The organism is Marinomonas sp., from assembly GCF_965225885.1.
In the GTDB taxonomy this organism is placed as follows: domain Bacteria; phylum Pseudomonadota; class Gammaproteobacteria; order Pseudomonadales; family Marinomonadaceae; genus Marinomonas.
Genome location: NZ_OZ245329.1, coordinates 63,200 through 81,985 on the forward strand (window position 1 = coordinate 63,200; position 18,786 = coordinate 81,985).

The window sequence follows — 18,786 nt, forward strand, 5'->3', positions numbered from 1 at the left end:
CTTTATTACTTATCAGAGACTATTTCCAAATCGCTTTATAATGTTCGCGATAATTATTGTCAGGATCGAAAATATCGTTTTGACCGCCATCAAACTGAATATTCTCCGGGGTAACCAAATGTACTGGGGTCGCAAAGCCGCTATCAGCAACGCCCGCAAAGGCTCGGTTTAGTTCATCAACAACTTGCCAACCGTGCATATTAAGTGGCTCTGGTACTGTCCCTATTTGGTTGAAGTTAGAACGAATGCGTGAATAAGCCGATTGACTTCCATCGCCAGCCGAGATGTTACGAGGAAGTTTATCTGCAGGTAGACCAGAGGCATTTAATGCAGAACCTATGTAATCAAAATAAAGGTCATTAATTCCCAAGGAGTAGGTCCACTTACCTTGATAGCGCTGCAACAAAGATGTTGTTAACTGAGGCATACGTGTAGAAGTATCTGATAACGGTGTATCCTCAACGGATATTAGAGTACAGCCACTACATTGCTTGATGACTTTAGCCATAGCATCCGATTTGGCAATCGCAACAGCATAAGCAGAATCAGTAAAGATAACGACTCCAGCTTTACCATCAGAACCTGCCACTGCAGCTAATGCTGCAATTTCAGCGACGTCATCAGCGCTAGTCGTAATGTTTGAGAATAAGTTCTTACTTGGAATAGGACCTGGATTTGGTGCAGAGTGCCACCCTACGACTTTAATACCCTGCTTCGTGGCTGTTTCAAGTGCGACAGCTTGTTCATTAACATCAAAGCCCCCTACTACAATACCATCTGGCTTTAACGCTATCGCCTGATTAAACGCTGCGGTACGGCCAGATACTGTTCCTTGACCATCCAGCACACGAACCTTCCATTTTGTCCAAACTGCAGCTTCTTCTACGCCATTACTTACACCAAGCACACCACCATTTCGCATATCAGAAGCCAAAAAGACAATCGTTTTTCCAGACACAGCTTTTGGACCCGAGGTTGGACCGTCCCACTTATTATAAGGTGCTGTTGCTGCTTGAACCTTCGCTTTAGCTATATCTAAAAAATCATCTGCTTTAGCACTGCCTGTTCCTATGGCTAGCAATATAGATAAGCTTAAAGAACTATATTTTAAGATAGATTTATATTTTTTCATGGTAACCTCATCTGTGTTTTTTGTTTTTATATCTCGAAGTTAAATTACAAACTCATTCACTCATTTCAATTGGCTTGCTACTCACTCTTTTTCATAATTCGTTTTATGCGGCCACCTCGACGCTGGGCATAACCTGCAATACCTATGGATATCAATAAGGTTGCGCCATTGAACAATGGCTCAATGTAAAATGCCCCGCCTAACTGCTGAATACCTGAAATACCCACGGCCAGAATAGACACACCAATAATGGTGCCAAGCACATTGACTCGTCCGGGACGGATGGTCGTAGATCCTAGAAAAGCCCCAACCAAAGCAGGTAATAAAAACTCCAGACCAACATTTGCCTGACCAATTCGTAATTTTGCTGCTAAAAGCACGCCTGCAAAAGCAGTCAATAAACCAGAGGTAACAAACGCACCAATAACATACTTGCGTGCTGGAATACCATTCAGCGCAGCTGCTCTAGGGTTAGCGCCAATAGCATATAAGCACCGCCCCAAAGGCAAACGCTCAGTGATAATCCACAACAAAATAGCAATCCCCAACACGTAAAATGCAGGCGCAGGCAAACCAAAGAAAAATGCATTCGAGAGTGAGTAGAAATCAGCATCTAGAGAGCCAATTACTTGACGCCCTCCGGTATACCAAAGTGCAACGGAATAGATAACAGTGCCAGTACCTAACGTAGCAATGAAAGAATCAATTTTAGCCATCTCAACTAAAAGACCATTAAGAAGGCCAAACAACATGCCACATACTAAAACGACGAATACCGCCATTTGCCAACTCATACCAAATTTAGTTTGAAGGCTGATTGCTAAAATATGCCAAAGTACAATGCCATAACCAACTGTCAGATCCATCTTGCCTGTTAACATAGGAACCATGGCAGCAAGCGCTAAAATCGCGATGATGGATTTATCGCTTAAAATAGAGCGTAAATTCAGCATGGTTGGAAAAGTATCCGGTAATAAAACAGAAAAGAACATGATCAATAGTAGGGTTAAAATAGGTAGACCATAAACTGGAAGATAGCGACCAACATGGGAAAAAAGCCCCTCGTTGGATGAATTTTTATCATTGTGATCCGGCTCTAATGCCGTGGATTTAATAGAAGTTGTCATTGTCTGCTACTCTCTATAATTTTTATTTTAGCTATTCAATAGGAAACACATTTTCATTCGTTACGAACGAGCAACTCGGTAACTATTCACCATCCGCCGAAGCGACTTTCAGCATATTGGCAAAGGTCATTTCCTCCTCTGCTAACTCTTTATGAATATGCCCTTTGCTGAATACATAACAGCGATTACAAATCTTCTCTATCTCTTCAAAGTCAGTAGAAACTACTATTACTGTGAGCCCATTGCTCACTGACGTTTTGAGCAAATTGTATATTTCAGCCTTAGCACCTACATCTACCCCCGCTGTAGGTTCATCTAGAATCAAAACGCGCTTTTTCAAATTTAGCCAACGAGCCATAATGACTTTTTGCTGATTACCACCACTTAAGTTCTCAATAGTCTGATTAGGATCTCTAGGGCGAACGTCAAAGCGATCAATCAAGTCACTCGCTATATCTTGCTCTTTAGACAGAGCATTGAGCGACAAGAAAGGCGTTTCACCTAATAAAGGATTAATAAAAAGATTGTCTTGAACAGACATAGACATTGCGAGATTCTCCGCCCTCTCGCCCGCTACATAACCAATACCAGCATTAATGGCAGCAGAAGTAGAATCTAAGTGAAGCAATTGACCATCCAGTCGGACTTGGCCACTAAATATTGGATAGTCACCAAACAAAGCACGCCCCACTTCACCTTGACCGCCGCCACGTAAGCCAATTAGACCAAGGATTTCACCTTGTTTTACATGAAAGGAAACGGGTCCCACATTTCCGGCTTCAAAATCCGAGACATCAAGTACAGTAGGAGAGCTAGGAGCAACATTAAGTCGATGGAAGTCTTTTTGAGCATTACCAACGATAAGCTCAACAAGCTCTTTAGATTTCATACCTTCTGTTAGACATTCAGCAACCAACAAACCGTCTCGCATAATGACCATGCTGTCGGATATTTCCATTACTTCATCTAAACGGTGGGAAACATAAATCATGCCCACGCCTTTTTTACGAAGATCGCGAATGACTTCAAATAATCGTTCGACATCGGCAGCAGGTAAACTCGCAGTAGGTTCATCTAAAACAAGAATTTTGGCTTTGCAATAAACGGCACGAGCAATGGCAATCAAGGATTGTTCTGCGCGAGATAAGCGGAATACTCGAGTACGTGGGTCTATATCTGCATTGACGCTAGCGAGTGCGTCTGCGGCTCGAGCATCAGTCGCTGGCCAGTCGATTAAACCAAATTTCTTACAGTACCCCATAGCTAACGCCATGTTTTCTGACACTGTCATCCAATCAACTAGACCTAAATCCTGATGGATAAAGGCAATTTCATCATGATGTCTATTCTTCTGATCTAACGGTACACCTTGATAAATAATCTCACCTTGATCTTCTTGGTAAATACCCGCCAAAGTTTTGATCAAAGTCGATTTTCCAGCACCGTTCTCTCCCAATAAGGCCACCACAGAATGTGAACCTACATTAAAAGACACATCGTTCACTGCGATGCTATTACCAAATCTTTTAGTAATATTCTTAAACTGCAAAAGTGACGTTTCTGACTTTTTCAGCTCACTGGTTTCCAACATACCTCACCCCACTTACATTATTTTTATTGTTAAGTAATTGATGTCTATTAACGCTGGTATCTCTTAATACTACTGAGCAAGTTGTTGGATCTGACTCCAGATTTCAGGGTGAATATCGATACCGCCGGCTTTTTCATGCTTGTCGATAAAGGCTTGTATTCTTGATCCCGCGATCGACACTTCACCACTTTCAGCAGGCTCTGACGCCAGAACATAATCGCGAATACGCTGCATTTCGGTTGCAAACTGAGCTTTTTCTATGGTTTTGCTTAGATCAATAGCAATGAGAAATTGCGACACACCAAATTCACCGTCTTGGTCTTCTGTAATGGCAGGAACAGAGCGTCCACCAGTAATAGCGGTCAGCATCATATCGAGAATAATAGACATGGAAGAACCTTTCCAGAAGCCCATTGGTAAGACACGCTTGTTTTCCCAAAGAATATGAGGGTCCTTGGTCAAATTACCTTCATCATCATAACCACCCACTACAGGTAATTCTTTATCGGCTAGAACGTGATTTTGTAACTGACCATAAGAAAATTGAGACATTGAGCAGTCAACCAATACTGGTGGATCACCTGCTATCGCCATAATTAACGGATTGGTTCCAATACGGTGATCTTTCCCCCCCCAAGCAGGCATCACAGCAATAGAGTTGGTCGCCGCAATACCAGCAAAGCCTTGGCGAGCCATTTCTAATACGTAAGCTCCACCACGCATCCAATGATTTGAATTGCGCATACCGACCATGCCAATGCCATACTCACGCGCCAATTCCATCGCTCGATCCGCGCAAATCAACCCGTTCAAAACACCTGGACCATAATGACAATCCCACTGTTCTAAGGCGCCCATCTTATTAACACATTCTGGGATAGCATTGAGCTGAATCTGCCCCTTGTCTACTTGACCAATAAAGACCGGAAAACGATTGATACCATGAGAGTAAACCCCTTCGTTCGCCATATCAGCAAACCCAATAGCTAAACGCTTAGCCATTTCTGGCGACATGTCACGAGCAAACAAAGCTTTTTCGTACGTGTTTTGAAGTAATTCTAAAGAAATGATGGGCATAATAAGTCAAACCTTAAATTCCATAATACGGAATATGTCATTATTCTATTTCCGTATAATGACACAAAGATAAGATATGTGAAGTTTTTTTGATCAGTTTTTTAATTTTTTTATTCTGAAGGAGTAAAAAGCAAAGTTAATCGTTTAACTTATAAGGAAAAAAACGCTGCTATGGCTATTTATAAAAATAAGATTTACAGATCAAGACAGAAGAAAAATAAAGAGTATTACAGTAGGTGGTTTGGATAGATGGCAGGCAGCACTTCCGTCGAAGCAACCGCCTGCACCAGAATACCCAGTAATATCATCACGAATATACGCAGGTTTTATTGTAACCAGAGATAAGTGAATTTTTAACGAGGCATTAAAGCGCTAAGCCGGACTCATGAGCTATGCGTTCAAGTGTCGCTTTGGCCTGAACAATGTCTTCGTACCAATTGTCATTCTGCGCCCACATTTCAATCACAAATGGCGCAGCGTAATCTATCTCGACAAGGGTTTTAAAAATGGCATGAAAATCAACTTCACCTTCGCCAATAACCAGATCTCGAAACTGTCCTTTACTATCTGGAGATACTCGCAATGTATCCTTTAAATGGATCTGCACAATATGGTCTTGTCCTAACTTTAACTCAGTAGGTACATGATGATTCCAACCAGAGATATTGCCAACATCTGGATAAGCCATGAAATATGGCGACGGAATTTCTCGCTTTAGTACCTCAAACTTGCTCAAAGAATTCAAGTAAGGAGTATCCATGATTTCTACACCAAGTAGAACGCCTGCACGCTCGGCCATTTTGGTAGCTCGCTGCATACCTGCAACAAAACGCTGGTGTGTTTCTTCTGACTGGGACTCGTAATACACATCATAACCCGCCATTTGAATACAACGGATACCGAGCTTGTAAGCGAGTGCTATGGCTTTCTCCATAATGTCAAAGGCTCGCTCTCTAACTTTGTCATCCATGGAACCAAAAGGATATTTACGATGCGCGCTCAGACACATTGACTGCAATGGCATATCAAGTTCTATGCAAAGATTTCTCAGGGTGTAAATTTCGTCATCAGACCAATCAAGGCGAGCTTGACGATCTTCAGTTTCATCAACGGATATTTCTAGAAAATCAAACCCCAGCGCCTTGGCATTTTCTAGACGCTCACGCCAACTCAAGTCAGCTGGCAATGCCTTTTCATAAATACCTAAACGAAACGTCTTTGCAAAATGAATCATTACTTCACCTCAAAACAACTTTTCCTCAATTAGCTTGGCAGTCTTTGTAATTGTGCCAGCTAGGGAATCAAAGCCTAATCGAGCCATCTTGGGCGTCAATGAAGACACACTAATGGCATAAATGGGCATTCCGTCTTTATTAAAAACAGGAATGGCTACACAGGATATACCTGCTTCGTTTTCTTCATCGTCAATAGCATAGCCACGCTCTTTTACCCGCTCTAGTTCCTTAAAAAAGGCGCCTTTATCCAAAATAGTATTTTCAGTTAGCTGCCGCATAATATTGTTATTACGTTGCCAATAGGCTTCACGTATCTGATCTGAGGCGAACGCTAAAAAACATTTTCCGGCGGCTGAACAATAGGCAGGTGAATGCAGTCCAACATAGGTTCGAGTACGAAACGAAGCATTGCTCGGCTCCAACTTATCTTTAAAAAGGATATTGTCCCCATCAAAAGCCAAGAAGTTCACCGTTTCATTAATGCTACCTAACAGCTGAGTTAAATAAGGTTTCACAAAACCAGTCACATCTGAATTTAGCGCTACCTGGCCTACATGTAACAATTTCATCGTCAGTCGATAATCACGACCACTAGATAGTTGAGTTACATAACCCGCGCTTTCATAAGTAGAAAGAATGCGGTGAGCTGAGGACTTGGTCATTCCTGTTTGCTGTGCAATGGTCTGTAATGACGCCCCATTAGGAAATTGACCTAGAAACTCCAATACACTTAACGATTTCAGAAGTGACTTTATTTGTTCACTCATTAATACCTACCAATATTTTTCAATTTCATTATGGAAGGATTCAGCAATCGAACGTCCCTCAGCACTCACCAATGCACGGCCAGCAATAAAAGACTTTACTTTAAGATCTTTAAACAAATGTAGATCTTCGGGCACAATTCCACCCGTGATAGATAATTCGATTCCTAAATCAGATAACGCCTTCATTTTTGTTAGATCTTCTTCTGTCCACGTCACACCCGCTAATTCAGCATCTCTTGAGCGATGATAAATAGCTTGTGTAATGCCTATATCAAACCAATCCTTAGCATCCTCTAATGTCCAATGACCATAGAGTTCAATTTGAATCTCTCCGGAGAATTCCTCAGCCACTTGATAAGCAGCACGAATCGTCTCAATGTGTGCAGCAGCACTTACCGTCACCCAATTCGCCCCTTCTGCCAATGCAATTTTAGTTAAAATAGCACTAGCATCAGTAATTTTCATGTCGCAAACAATAACATGTCGAGGGTATTTTTCGCGCAGCAAACTGACACTTTTCACCCCATGAGCGAAAGCTAAGATAGTACCTATCTCGATAACGTCAACATAATCCGCAATATTCTCTACAGATGCTATTGCTGCCTGTATATCGGTTGCATCTAACGCAATTTGTAATAAAGGTTTGGTCATAACGCTTCCTTAAATATTTAAAGTTAAAACTCTGTCCCTTCAAAGTTTTTGCTCTCAAATTCTTTGAATAGGTTCACCAATTTCAAATAACGTCGATACTTACGCTGGTAAGCATGATAATGAGCAGGATTCGGCTCAATGCGTTTCGCATCAATCGCCATAGCAGCGAGACCGGACTCAATACTTTCATATTGCCCAACGCCCACCATGGCAACTAAAGCAGCACCAAGAGACCCAGTTTCATCAAGACTAGGTATATCAACTGACATGCCTGTTAAATCAGCGAGCATCTGCATCCAGACTTCAGAAGTAGTTGTACCTCCTGTTACCCTCAGAACAGAAGCATTAGGGAAACGAGTACGCATTCGATCCAAATGAACATTATGACAAAATAGAATGCCTTCCCAAATCGCTTGAATTAGATGACCTTTAGTGTGATGGGACTGCATGCCATAAAAGCCGGCCTTAATACCCAACCCCATGTTGGAACCATAAAGGAAAGGTACAAAAAATAACTCGCTAGCTGCAGTGGGCAACTCAGAGACCAGCTGTTGATTAGTCTGATGATCTATTTCACCATTCTTGCCCAAATAATCATGAAACCATTCGTAGTTACTAGCCGATGTAGGACTGGCATCATGAATGATATATTGCTTATCCAAAACATAATGACCATATACGTAATTGTAATTCGACTCATTTATGTCTGACTCAGAAGGAATACCAGTCGCAATACCTGAGGTCACTGCCCAAGTACCTGTCACATAATTAAGAGTATCCTCATTAGCATTAATACCAGAACAAATCGCGGTAGAAACCACATCAAATAAGCCGCCAAACACTGGCGTTCCTGCTTCTAACCCTGTTTCTTCAGCAACTTTTTGGGTGACATAGCCCGCAAGCTCATCTGGTTTAATAATCGGGGGTAGCGCAGAGAAAACCTCTTCGATACCAAACACTCTCAGCAATTCGGGATCATATTCACCGCTAGTAGCATTAAAGAAGTTGCTCTCTGAAATGTTGGTTAACTCCGCAGCAATGTTACCAGTCAAGCGATAACGCAAATAATCATGCGCCATTAAAATTGACCCGATCTGTTGGTAATTTTTCGGCTCGTGATCTTTTAGCCAACGAACAATGGAAACAGGATGCCCTGTCCACAAGGTCTGTAAAGTAATTGGATAAATAGCTTCGGGGATTTTTTCTTCTTGCCATCTTTTAACGATGCTTAGTGAGCGGGAGTCTGAGGAGATAATTCCATTACGTAAGTTTTCTCCCTTTTTATCTAACAGATACACCCCTTTGCCTTGTGCTGAAATACTTAAACCTTTTATATCTGCCGCATCAATATCAACGGATTTAAGTAGCTTAATAAGCGCTGATTTCGCATCGTTCCATAAGTCATCTAGCTCGCGTTCCACCCAGCCCTGTTGCTCGTTTAGCACTTTGGCCGACACTTTTGTAATCGCTATTTGCTTACCATTACTGTCTAGCAAAGCGGCCTTCATGAAGGTGCCGCCTGAGTCTAAACCAATAAAATAATTCATTTGCTTTCTCCCTCGGTCAGAAAAAGCTGATCAATTAAGTCTGCTAAGGCAAAATCATCGTCATTAGTAGCTGTTGTCACCCTATCTGCCAGTCGTTGAATATTTTCATCAGCATTAAGCATAGCGACGCCCATTCCAGCTAACGTCAGCATAGAGATATCATTATGGTGATCCCCTACCGCAACAATACGATCAGCACTAATACCTATTTTTTCGAGGTATTCTGTCAGCGCTGCGCCCTTAGTGTTCCCAATACGAGCAAAGTCGATGCGATTCGTCCAAGAATACTCCCCATTAAAGTGCTGCTGAATAAAAGGCGATGCAGCAAAGTGATCTACTTCTCTTCCCTCTAAAACAAATTTCCAAACGAAGGAGTGACGCTCAATCTCTTGATGAAAATTATCGACCTTATATATCTGTGGACGACTCCCTATTGGGAAGGTACTTGCCCATTCAGACAAAGCTTCAACATAAGGTAAAGGGCGATGTTTTGAATGCAACATGGCATTAGTGACATACATAACAGCAGTCACATCGTGCTTTTCTGCTAGCGAAACAAACTGTTTAGCAACATCTTTTGACAAAGCGTTATGCTGGAGTACTTGCTCATTTTGATAGTCATAAACGTAAGCACCATTGCAGCAAATAATTGGTGTTTTCAAGCCAAGCTCTAAATAGTAAGGACGCGCCGTCGTATGATGGCGTCCAGTTACTATCATCACTGGAATACGTTCAGAAAGTTCGCGGATTTTGGCGATCAGAGTAGGACTAATAGTACGATCTGATTTGAGTACAGTGCCGTCCAAATCGAGTGCTAATAATTCATACATAGAATTGCCTTATTTCTTCTGACCGTAGTACGCATTATCACCATGCTTACGCATATAGTGTTTATCCAGCAATTCATCCTGTACTTTGATCTGCTGATTCAAAGCTCGAGTTCCAATTGCCATCGCGGATATTTCTTCCAATACAACCGCATTGTGTACCGCATCAAAGGCATCTTTTCCCCAAGAAAAAGGCGCATGACCAGAAATAATAGTCCCTGGCACCGCTGTCTCACTGATTCCTCGCTTGCGAAATTCTTCAATAATCACTATGCCTGTGTTCTTCTCGTAATCTTTAGAGATTTCATCCGCACTCAACATTCTGGTGCAAGGAATATCACCATAAAAATAATCGGCATGGGTGGTTCCTAATGCAGGAATATCTAAACCAGCTTGAGCCCATATCGTGGCATGGCGGGAGTGCGTATGCACAATGCCTCCGATACTTGGAAAGGCTTTATAGAGTTCAATATGAGTTGCTGTATCACTAGAAGGGTTTAGCTTTCCTTCTACACAATTCCCATCAAAATCAATGACAACAATGTCATCTACTGTCATATCGGTGTATTTCACACCAGAAGGTTTAATGGCTATCACCTTTCTGTCACGATCAATTTCTGACACATTGCCCCATGTAAAGGTCACCAGACCATATTCAGGCAACTGCAAATTGGCCTTCAATACTCTTTCTTTTAATGTCTGATACATGATAATTCTCGACTAGTAATATCTGCTTATCATGGCTTTAACATGATAAGCAGATGAACAAAAAGTAATTTAAAAATAAAAACTGACACTCACTAATTACCGATAAGGCTCGAGTGCTAGAACTATTTAGAAGCCGCTAAAATGTCGTTCACCATCTTGTCACCATGCTCTTTGATAAATGCTTCCCAAACTGGTTTAACTGCTTCTTGAAATGCTGCGCCATCAACATCACGATTGACTTTCATGCCATCTTTTTCCAAGTCTGCAATCATTGAATCTTCTTTCTCTATACTCAGTTTACGCTGCATATCTACCGCATCTTTTGCTACCTGAGTAATAATTTCCTGATTAGCAGGACTCAATTTATTGAAAGATTTAAGATTCATCGTGAACGCAAGAGGAGAATAAGCATGCTGAGTTAAACTCAGGTATTTTTGCACCTCGTAAAATTTGAACGACAAGGTTACGCCAATAGGATGATCTTGAGCATCTACCACACCAGTTTCCAAGGCGGTATAAAGCTCTGAAACAGGAATCTGTGTTGGATTAGCACCTAAAAGGTTGAACATATCATTCAACGCTTTAGAGCCATTCACTCTCATACGCAGACCTTTCACATCGGCTGGCGTTCGAATTGGACCTCGACTATTGGTCATATTACGATAGCCATTTTCTGGATAACCTAGACCTTTTAGATCAAAGGCCTCCATTTGTTTAGATACTGACTGCCCCACCTCGCCATCAAGCACTTTGTAAGCAGCACTGCGATTTGGGAACATAAAAGGTAGGGTAAAAGCAGCAGATTCAGGTAAAAGACCAGAGTAGTTATTCAGCCCAACAATAGAAAAATCAACTAAGCCGAAACGAGTACTCTGGATCATCTGTTGGTCGTTACCAAGCTGACCTTGAGGAAAAATATTCACCTTAATATCACCATTGCTTCGAGCTTCCACTTCTTTTTTAAAGAACAAAGACATATCCTGCTGCAAATCAGATTCTGGGGCAGCATGAGCTAGCTTCAAAGTTGTTGCTGCTTGTGCCAAATTTGATAACACGGCACAAGACACTACAGACACAAGACCTACTTGCTTAAATAACCTTGTTATTTTTTTCATTATTTTTCTCCTTGGGTTATCCAATAATAAATTTCATCGGGACAGTAATAATGCTGGGGAATACTATGAAGAGTATTAACAGAGCGACATAGGCTCCTATAAAAGGCAGAATTCCTTTCACAGAAGTAGAAATAGAAACTCGGGATACACCACACACAACGTTTAAAACCGTGCCAACAGGTGGTGTAATCAAACCAATAGACGTGTTGATAACAAACATCAAACCAAAATAAACAGGGTCGATTCCTGCCATTTTGACGATGGGCATTAACAAAGGAACCAGAATCAAAATGGTAGGGCTTAAATCCATCACCATTCCGACTAGAAACACCAAGAGCATAATGATGGCCATCAGCAAACGAGGGCTGTCTATCATAGGCGCTAAAATCTCTGCCAATTGCTGAGGCAACTGAGCCACTGTAATCAGCCAAGCAGCAACCATGGCACACCCCACCAAAAACATGACCATCGCTGTGGAACGCCCAGCACGACCAAGCACATAGTACAAACGTTTGAAATTCAGTTCTTTATAGATAAAAGACGACACAAGAATGGCGTACACTGCAGCGACAACTGCTGCTTCAGTTGGCGTAAATATGCCAAAACGAATCCCCCCTAAAATGATAATGGGTAAAAACAACGCCCAAATACCATCTTTTAACGCGACCATTTTTTCCGAAAAAGTCGCTTTTTTCTCAATATCTAATTTTTCTTTTCGAACAATAAAGCCCCACATGAACACCAACGTCATGCCCATTAACAAACCTGGCACAATACCGCCAATGAATAGGTTCTTAATGGAAATACCACCAGCAACACCAATCAAAATTAGAGGAATAGAAGGCGGTATAACTGGAGCAATAATCCCACCAGACGCCAGTAAACCTATAGACGAACCCTCCGGATACTTAGCGTTTTTCATCATTGGATAAAGGATACTGACCAAGGCTGCAGCATCGGCCACTGCTGAGCCAGACAAGCCAGCCAATAAAATAGAAGTAAAAATAGCAACATAACCTAGCCCACCTTTTCGGTGACCTACAAAAGTATTAGCAAGACGAACAATGCGTTCAGACAATCCACCTGTTGCCATCACCTCACCAGCAATCAAAAAGAAAGGAATCGCTAATAAAGTAAAACTATCAACACCACCGATCAGTGCTTGAGACAAAATGTCTGCACTAAACAAATCCATATGAAGCATCAACGCCATGGAAGACAACAATAAAGCAAAAGAAACCGGTAACCCAAGCAGAATAGAGGCGATCAATACCCCAAGAAAAATCGTCAGAGTCATTCGTCATTCTCCTGTTCCAATAACCAACTGGGATTAAATATTCGAACCAAAGAAATCAGCCCAATAAGCAGACCTGAAATCACACCTGCCAATGCAAATAGCGCTGTAGGAAGACCAGTTAAAGGAGAAATGTTATGCCAGTTTGCCAGGGTTTGATTCAACGCCCCAACAAACAACATGCTTGACGAGATGAGAATAACCAACCAAATAAATCGATTTAAAATAGGCACAGCCGAAGGAAAAAAACGTTCGGAAAATTCTGTCACCACAAGATGTTCGCCTCGACGTAGTACCACAGCAGCACCCAGCAAAACAATCCATACCAGACCTAAACGAGACAGTTCAACAGAAGAGCGTATTCCAGAAGAAAAACCATATCGTAGAACGACATTGGTAAATACCAATACAACCATTACGGCAAGAATAACGGTGATCAACACATCAATACCCTGCCACATCCATTTTATTATTTTTTTCATGCTCTAAAACCTCTGTAAACTCTTTGGGAAAGCCCAATGGTTTCACTTTTTTATATTTATAAATGTCACTTCCTTGCGCTTTAAGATCACTCAAAAAAAGAGATATTAAAAACACAACATTCCGTAATACGAAATATTAATAAACACTATTCCCGCATAATGACATAAAAATAAATAAAATGAAGCTTTTTTGCACAGTTTTTTTTAGAAAGTTATTTCACCTGTAAATCTGAGTAAAAAAAACCGCCGACCTTCGAATCGAAGATAGGCGGTTAGATAAAACACACTACAATATTTACATCAGCAGCCGCTATTCAAAGCAATAAACCAACAAAACTACCGCTTTTTAAAGATCCCGCTGGCGATAACGACACCAACACTAACGAAGATTAGCCCCGCGATGGAGTAACCTTCTAGGTGTTCGCCAAGTACGGGGATGGCGATGAGCGCGGCGAGTACTGGGGTAAAGGCGCCGATGGCGGCCATGTTTTCAGCGCCCAGCTTTTGGATGGCATAGCCGTAGGAAAAACCCGTCATCAAGCCGACGAGTAGACTTTGCACGAGAATTTGACCTGCCAGCATATCCCAAGAGGCATCCGCTAAACCGCTAGAAGCCAGTCCCGTTGCCCATAAGAAAGCCAGTGCGATCAGTGAAACTAAACCCATCAATGCCGTTGATACCAAAGGCGGTAAGCCTGCAATCCGTAAACTGACGGTATACACCGCCCAGAAGAAACTCGCAGCTAGCAGTAATAGATCACCTTTCCAGGTGTTTTCTGGCGCGGTTAGTAATGACAAACTGAGCAGAACAATCACGCCAATACTGACTAAGCTCAAACCAATCTTGCGTTCGCGGCTGACTTTTTCTTGATAGAAAAGCACAGCCAACAAGGTCACAAAGAAGGGAAAGGCACCAAGAATCAATAAACCTGCGTGAGACGCTGGTGCATATTTCAAACCTGTCGCACTTAGGTAGAAAAATGGCAAGCCTGCACCACAGATGATACCTAACAAAAGTATGGGAGAAACCGCTTTTACTTGTGCTCTGGCTCGCCACAAGAAAGGAAACAGCAATAATGCTGGCGGAGAAAAACGTAAAATCCCCAAGTCGAAAGCAGTCAAAGTATTGGTCATTCCGGCACGCATACTGACTAGCCAAGAAGCCCAAATCAAGATACTCACAAAAGCAGCTAATAAACCAAGACGAAAGCCCCAGCCAGTGGCATATTGTTTGTATTTTGGTGGCTCTTGAGCCGACATTGATACTGTCTGTTGTGTGACTGTTTGGGGCATAACCACCTCGCGGGAAATCGATAGCTTTATTATCTGCTCTCATCCGCGAGCATGTCCTTGCTATTTACCCTCAAGAAAGGCTAATTTTTAGCATATAACACTCAATTCGACTCTATAAATTACTAAGTATGCCAATATGGATAAAACAGACCTAGATATTCTCTCTCATCTGCAATCAGACGGACGTCTGACTAACGTGGCATTGGCGGAGGAAATCCACTTATCGCCCTCGCCTTGTTTACGCCGCGTTAAGCAATTAGAAGACTCTGGTGTGATCGAGGGTTATCACGCTCGCATTGATCGTCAAAAGGCAGGATTTTCCATGACAGTATTTGTGGAAGTGCGTTTGAAGAGCCATGCAGGCGACAAGCACATTGTGTTTGAGAATGCGATTTTAGAGATGGAAGACATCATCAGCGCCCATCTTGTCTCCGGCATTGCAGATTATCGTCTAGAAGTAGTCGCGGTGGATTTGCAGGACTACGAGCGTATTCTAAAAGCCTTACAGTCCTTACCTCATGTAAAAGACATTCAAAGCCATTTTGCTATTCGCTCGGTCAAAACGGCGGCGCCATTGCCATTAAAAAGAATGTCTTAAGCGACTTATCTCAGACTATAAATGAAAAAACCGCTTATCTTTCGATAAACGGTTTTAGTTTACGTTACGCGGTAGACCTAAACTTTAAAACTTCCAACTTGCTGATCAAGGTTTTTATACAGCTTAGTAATGTCTTTGGACTGCTGTTGGATAAGATCCGATACAGACTGAACAGAATCAGTTTGGTCTTTCAACGACACCATGTTTTGGTTGATGTCATTAGCAACAATGGATTGCTCTTCTGTCGCTTGAGCCGTTTGTGCCGCCATCTCCTGAACTTTTGCGAAAGATTCCTGCAAACTATTGAACACCTTGGTTACTTCGTCAAAATTCTCCACAGTAAACCCAGCGTTATCACGGCTGTTCTGTATCGCTTTAGACGATTCTGCTACGTTGATTTTTAGTTTCTCAATCATAGACTCAATTTCATTGGTGCTGTCTTGAGTTCGTGTTGCTAAGGTACGAACCTCATCGGCGACCACTGCGAAACCACGACCTTGCTCGCCAGCACGCGCGGCTTCAATTGCGGCGTTCAATGCTAGCAAGTTGGTTTGTTCTGCAATGTTGCGAATCACTTCTAAGACAGAGGCTATGTTCTCAGAACTCTTTTGTAGTTCATCAGAGCGGCCTAATGCCAACTCTATATCAGAAACCAGTTCAGTAATCGCGTGCTGTGATTTATTGACTGCAGTCATACCATTTTGCGTCAAACTATTAGAAGTCTTCGCTTCTTCTGCAGTATCACGTGCTACCGTCGCCATTTGTTGGTTAGACATGTCCATTTCATGACCAGCGCTAACAATAGAGGCAGAGGCATTCGCTAATGCGGTCGTAATTCCAGAAGTTTTCATTGCGACGCTATTTAACTGACCTGTCATTTCTCCCAACGCGTCAGACTGTTTATGAATATTAGCAATAATAACTCTTAGGCGACCGACAAAATCGTTAAATTCATTAGCAAGATCCCCCAATTCATCTTTAGTAGAAAATTCGATACGTTGAGTTAAATCGCCATCGCCTTCAGAAATTTCACGAATACGTTGTCCCAAGTAACGCACTTGATTAGTAAGTGTTTTCGGTGTTGTGTAGCTGAACCAAGCGGCAATCAGCAAACCGATAAGCACAATAACAATCGCCACTTTTTCAAACGCTTTTTCTTCTTCAATAATGCGCTTTTTAGATTCTTCCGCATGGTTATTTACCGCCTCACCCGCTTTATCAAGAATGCCTCTAAGAGCACTAAAATCTGCGTTAGCTTTTTTCTCTGCAGCGGCGAAGGTCGGCGCATTCTTATCTAACGTCACAAAGGCATTGGAAGCGTTCAACCAAGTCGTAAAGGCTTTATCAAAGTCACCCAGTGAATTATAAATCTGAGGTTCGGCGGATAAGTACTGACGAAATAAATTAAAACGATCTTTTACTTGTTGAGCATTTTCAACACGATCCTTTTCTTCATCATCAAGCTTGCCAACACCAACGACAATACGTTGCTCAGCAAGCTTAGCTTGGTAAAGATCTCGATCAGCATTCAGGATAACAGCAGAGGCTTTCCCATATGAATCTACTTGCGCGTCTAAGGCAGCACTTAATTGATTAACAATGTATCCCATTGCCGTCATGGCAATGGCAAAAGTGATACTCATGACAACAACAGGTAACGAACTTTTTACCCTAATGGAATTTAAACGCATAATTTTGCCTCCTAACAAAAACCACCGTGTCTACGGCATATAAGATGATAGTAGAGTGGCTTAACGCAATGAATCAATCTGCATTAACAATTACCTACATTTATACTGCACTTCATAACCTATAAACACTGTCTTCTTGATATAGCGCAATAAAACAAAACATGATCCTAACTGATTGATGAGACTCTGTTTTTAAATACAAGTATAAAAATATTCGAGAAACACCTCGTGGCTTTTGCCTTTACTGGCAACATCAAGTAAAACAAAGTAATAAAGAGGACAATGGAGTGCATACGAATCTATGAAAAGAGCAACGCGATAACATGACTTTCCCAACATTCAAAGCCAAACTTGCCCTAGCAGCTTGGTTAGAAACGCATACCGAGTTTCGACTGTCAGCTCACGCAAACGATCTACCTAGTGCGCTAAAAGAACTAGAAACATCACCTAAATCCACCAGCTACCTAGCTCAATTTACACAGCTAAAGCGTTACTTTAATCGTGGAATTTTAGGGTTGCTGATCGTTTCTTTGTTGCTGGGTTTTATGGCTGTGCCACCCGCTTTTGCGACAGGCCAATCCAATCAGGTGAATATTTTTTGGTTGTTCATTATCTTGCTGGGATTTCATGCGCTAAATTTTGTCGTTTGGTTTGTTACCATGATAGCCACCATGAAACAACACACAGAAAGCAAAGGTATATTGTTAAGCCTGCTGATTTTTCTGAATCGTAAGATAAGTAAGCACTCACATATCAACACAGACGTGAGTGCGGCTTACATCCATTGGCAATGCCCTGCTCATTCGAATAAATGGTTAATCAGCAGTCTTTCTCATGGTGCATGGGGCTGTTATTTATTGGCAGGTTGGGTCATGACTCTGCTTTTGCTACTGACCAATCAAGTCAACTTTGTCTGGGAAACCACGCTATTAAGCGACGATGCTTTTATTCAACTGACGCAAACGCTCAGCGCTATTCCACAGTGGTTTGGTATTGCTCTTCCTAACCAATTAGACATTCTCGCCAGTCGCGTCGACCTTATTTCACAAACCGCTGCCACCAGACAGCATTGGGCGAACTTTCTACTCGCAAGTATTTTTATATACGGCGTGCTGCCGAGGCTAATTTTTACCGTCATCTGTTTGGGGATGTACCACTTTAAGCGAGCCATTCAGCCACTCAGTACGCAAGAAAAAATCATTCAGAATCGTTATCGCCAACAGGAAAGCCAGAGCCGCAATATCTTAGATGCAGACCATCATAAAACCTCTCGCTCGCCGATGAATTCGGACGGTACAAATAATGATTCTCTTGCAAACGGCGCCTTTTCTCAACGTTGGGCTTTGTTTGAATGGAGCGGTGCTAAGCCTGATTATTTACACTCTGCAAGCTCTCTATCTTTACTAAACAGCCGAGAAGAACAAGATCAGTTTTTGGCATCGTCCAGCGACGATCCTATTTATATTCTGGTCAATGCTGAACAGAGCCCAGATCGAGGCACAAGACGCTTTTTCTCCCGAGCAGGTATGACGTATCCTTCATTAGTGATGGTGATATCGGGTAATGAAAACGCTAGATTCATTGAGGATTGGCAGCGACTTGCCAGAGAAACACGTCTTCACTCTACTCAACTCAAACAAAAGGACTAAAC

17 protein-coding genes are annotated in these 18,786 nt (G+C 42.0%); 2 read left to right on the forward strand and 15 right to left on the reverse strand.

Features of this window, described 5'->3' with window-relative positions; all coding sequences use genetic code 11:
* Positions 1-19: 19 nt before the first annotated feature.
* The 14 genes from ACO05V_RS00295 to ACO05V_RS00360 form a co-directional block, all read right to left on the reverse strand.
* Positions 20-1,081 (reverse strand): substrate-binding domain-containing protein, encoded by a 1,062-nt coding sequence (locus ACO05V_RS00295; protein WP_421846404.1) that lies wholly within the window; start codon positions 1,079-1,081, stop codon positions 20-22.
* A gap of 128 nt (positions 1,082-1,209) precedes the next feature.
* Complete coding sequence (locus ACO05V_RS00300; RefSeq protein WP_212916720.1) at positions 1,210-2,259, reverse strand: ABC transporter permease; 1,050 nt, start codon at positions 2,257-2,259, stop codon at positions 1,210-1,212.
* 82 nt (positions 2,260-2,341) lie between these two features.
* Positions 2,342-3,850 carry a sugar ABC transporter ATP-binding protein gene (locus ACO05V_RS00305; RefSeq protein WP_421846406.1) on the reverse strand — a complete coding sequence of 503 codons (1,509 nt, stop codon included), beginning with the start codon at positions 3,848-3,850 and terminating at the stop codon, positions 2,342-2,344.
* A gap of 69 nt (positions 3,851-3,919) precedes the next feature.
* Positions 3,920-4,927, reverse strand: coding sequence for a 3-dehydro-L-gulonate 2-dehydrogenase (gene yiaK / locus ACO05V_RS00310; protein ID WP_421846408.1), 1,008 nt, complete (start codon positions 4,925-4,927; stop codon positions 3,920-3,922).
* A gap of 364 nt (positions 4,928-5,291) precedes the next feature.
* The gene (locus ACO05V_RS00315; RefSeq protein ID WP_421846410.1) at positions 5,292-6,161 is read right to left on the reverse strand and encodes an L-ribulose-5-phosphate 3-epimerase; all 870 of its coding nucleotides are present in this window, start codon (positions 6,159-6,161) and stop codon (positions 5,292-5,294) included.
* Positions 6,162-6,170: 9 nt separating this feature from the next.
* Positions 6,171-6,929, reverse strand: coding sequence for an IclR family transcriptional regulator (locus tag ACO05V_RS00320; RefSeq protein WP_421846412.1), 759 nt, complete (start codon positions 6,927-6,929; stop codon positions 6,171-6,173).
* Between the two features lie 6 nt (positions 6,930-6,935).
* Positions 6,936-7,580 (reverse strand): 3-keto-L-gulonate-6-phosphate decarboxylase UlaD, encoded by a 645-nt coding sequence (locus tag ACO05V_RS00325; protein WP_421846414.1) that lies wholly within the window; start codon positions 7,578-7,580, stop codon positions 6,936-6,938.
* 23 nt (positions 7,581-7,603) lie between these two features.
* Positions 7,604-9,127: an FGGY-family carbohydrate kinase gene (locus tag ACO05V_RS00330; RefSeq protein ID WP_421846416.1), complete on the reverse strand. Its 1,524-nt coding sequence runs from the start codon at positions 9,125-9,127 to the stop codon at positions 7,604-7,606.
* On the reverse strand, positions 9,124-9,957 hold the full coding sequence (locus ACO05V_RS00335) for a Cof-type HAD-IIB family hydrolase (RefSeq protein WP_421846418.1): 834 nt from the start codon (positions 9,955-9,957) through the stop codon (positions 9,124-9,126). The genes ACO05V_RS00330 and ACO05V_RS00335 overlap by 4 nt, the downstream gene beginning before the upstream one ends.
* Positions 9,958-9,966: 9 nt before the next feature.
* Positions 9,967-10,662 (reverse strand): L-ribulose-5-phosphate 4-epimerase, encoded by a 696-nt coding sequence (locus tag ACO05V_RS00340; RefSeq protein ID WP_421846420.1) that lies wholly within the window; start codon positions 10,660-10,662, stop codon positions 9,967-9,969.
* 122 nt (positions 10,663-10,784) lie between these two features.
* The gene (locus ACO05V_RS00345) at positions 10,785-11,777 is read right to left on the reverse strand and encodes a DctP family TRAP transporter solute-binding subunit (protein ID WP_421846422.1); all 993 of its coding nucleotides are present in this window, start codon (positions 11,775-11,777) and stop codon (positions 10,785-10,787) included.
* 16 nt (positions 11,778-11,793) lie between these two features.
* On the reverse strand, positions 11,794-13,074 hold the full coding sequence (locus tag ACO05V_RS00350; RefSeq protein ID WP_421846424.1) for a TRAP transporter large permease subunit: 1,281 nt from the start codon (positions 13,072-13,074) through the stop codon (positions 11,794-11,796).
* Positions 13,071-13,553 (reverse strand): TRAP transporter small permease, encoded by a 483-nt coding sequence (locus ACO05V_RS00355; RefSeq protein WP_212916731.1) that lies wholly within the window; start codon positions 13,551-13,553, stop codon positions 13,071-13,073. The genes ACO05V_RS00350 and ACO05V_RS00355 overlap by 4 nt, the downstream gene beginning before the upstream one ends.
* A 336-nt stretch (positions 13,554-13,889) precedes the next feature.
* Positions 13,890-14,846: a DMT family transporter gene (locus tag ACO05V_RS00360; RefSeq protein WP_421846426.1), complete on the reverse strand. Its 957-nt coding sequence runs from the start codon at positions 14,844-14,846 to the stop codon at positions 13,890-13,892.
* A 136-nt stretch (positions 14,847-14,982) separates the two neighbouring features.
* Between ACO05V_RS00360 and ACO05V_RS00365 the strand changes: the two genes are divergently transcribed.
* On the forward strand, positions 14,983-15,444 hold the full coding sequence (locus ACO05V_RS00365) for an Lrp/AsnC family transcriptional regulator (RefSeq protein WP_012071717.1): 462 nt from the start codon (positions 14,983-14,985) through the stop codon (positions 15,442-15,444).
* A gap of 77 nt (positions 15,445-15,521) precedes the next feature.
* Here the strand turns inward: ACO05V_RS00365 and ACO05V_RS00370 are convergent, their stop codons facing one another.
* Positions 15,522-17,135, reverse strand: a complete 1,614-nt coding sequence (locus ACO05V_RS00370; RefSeq protein ID WP_421846429.1) for a methyl-accepting chemotaxis protein — start codon at positions 17,133-17,135, stop codon at positions 15,522-15,524.
* Positions 17,136-17,458: 323 nt separating this feature from the next.
* On the opposite strand from ACO05V_RS00370, the gene ACO05V_RS00375 reads away from it, so the two are divergent.
* Positions 17,459-18,784, forward strand: coding sequence for a DUF2868 domain-containing protein (locus tag ACO05V_RS00375; protein ID WP_421846431.1), 1,326 nt, complete (start codon positions 17,459-17,461; stop codon positions 18,782-18,784).
* The last annotated feature ends 2 nt before the right edge of the window (positions 18,785-18,786 follow it).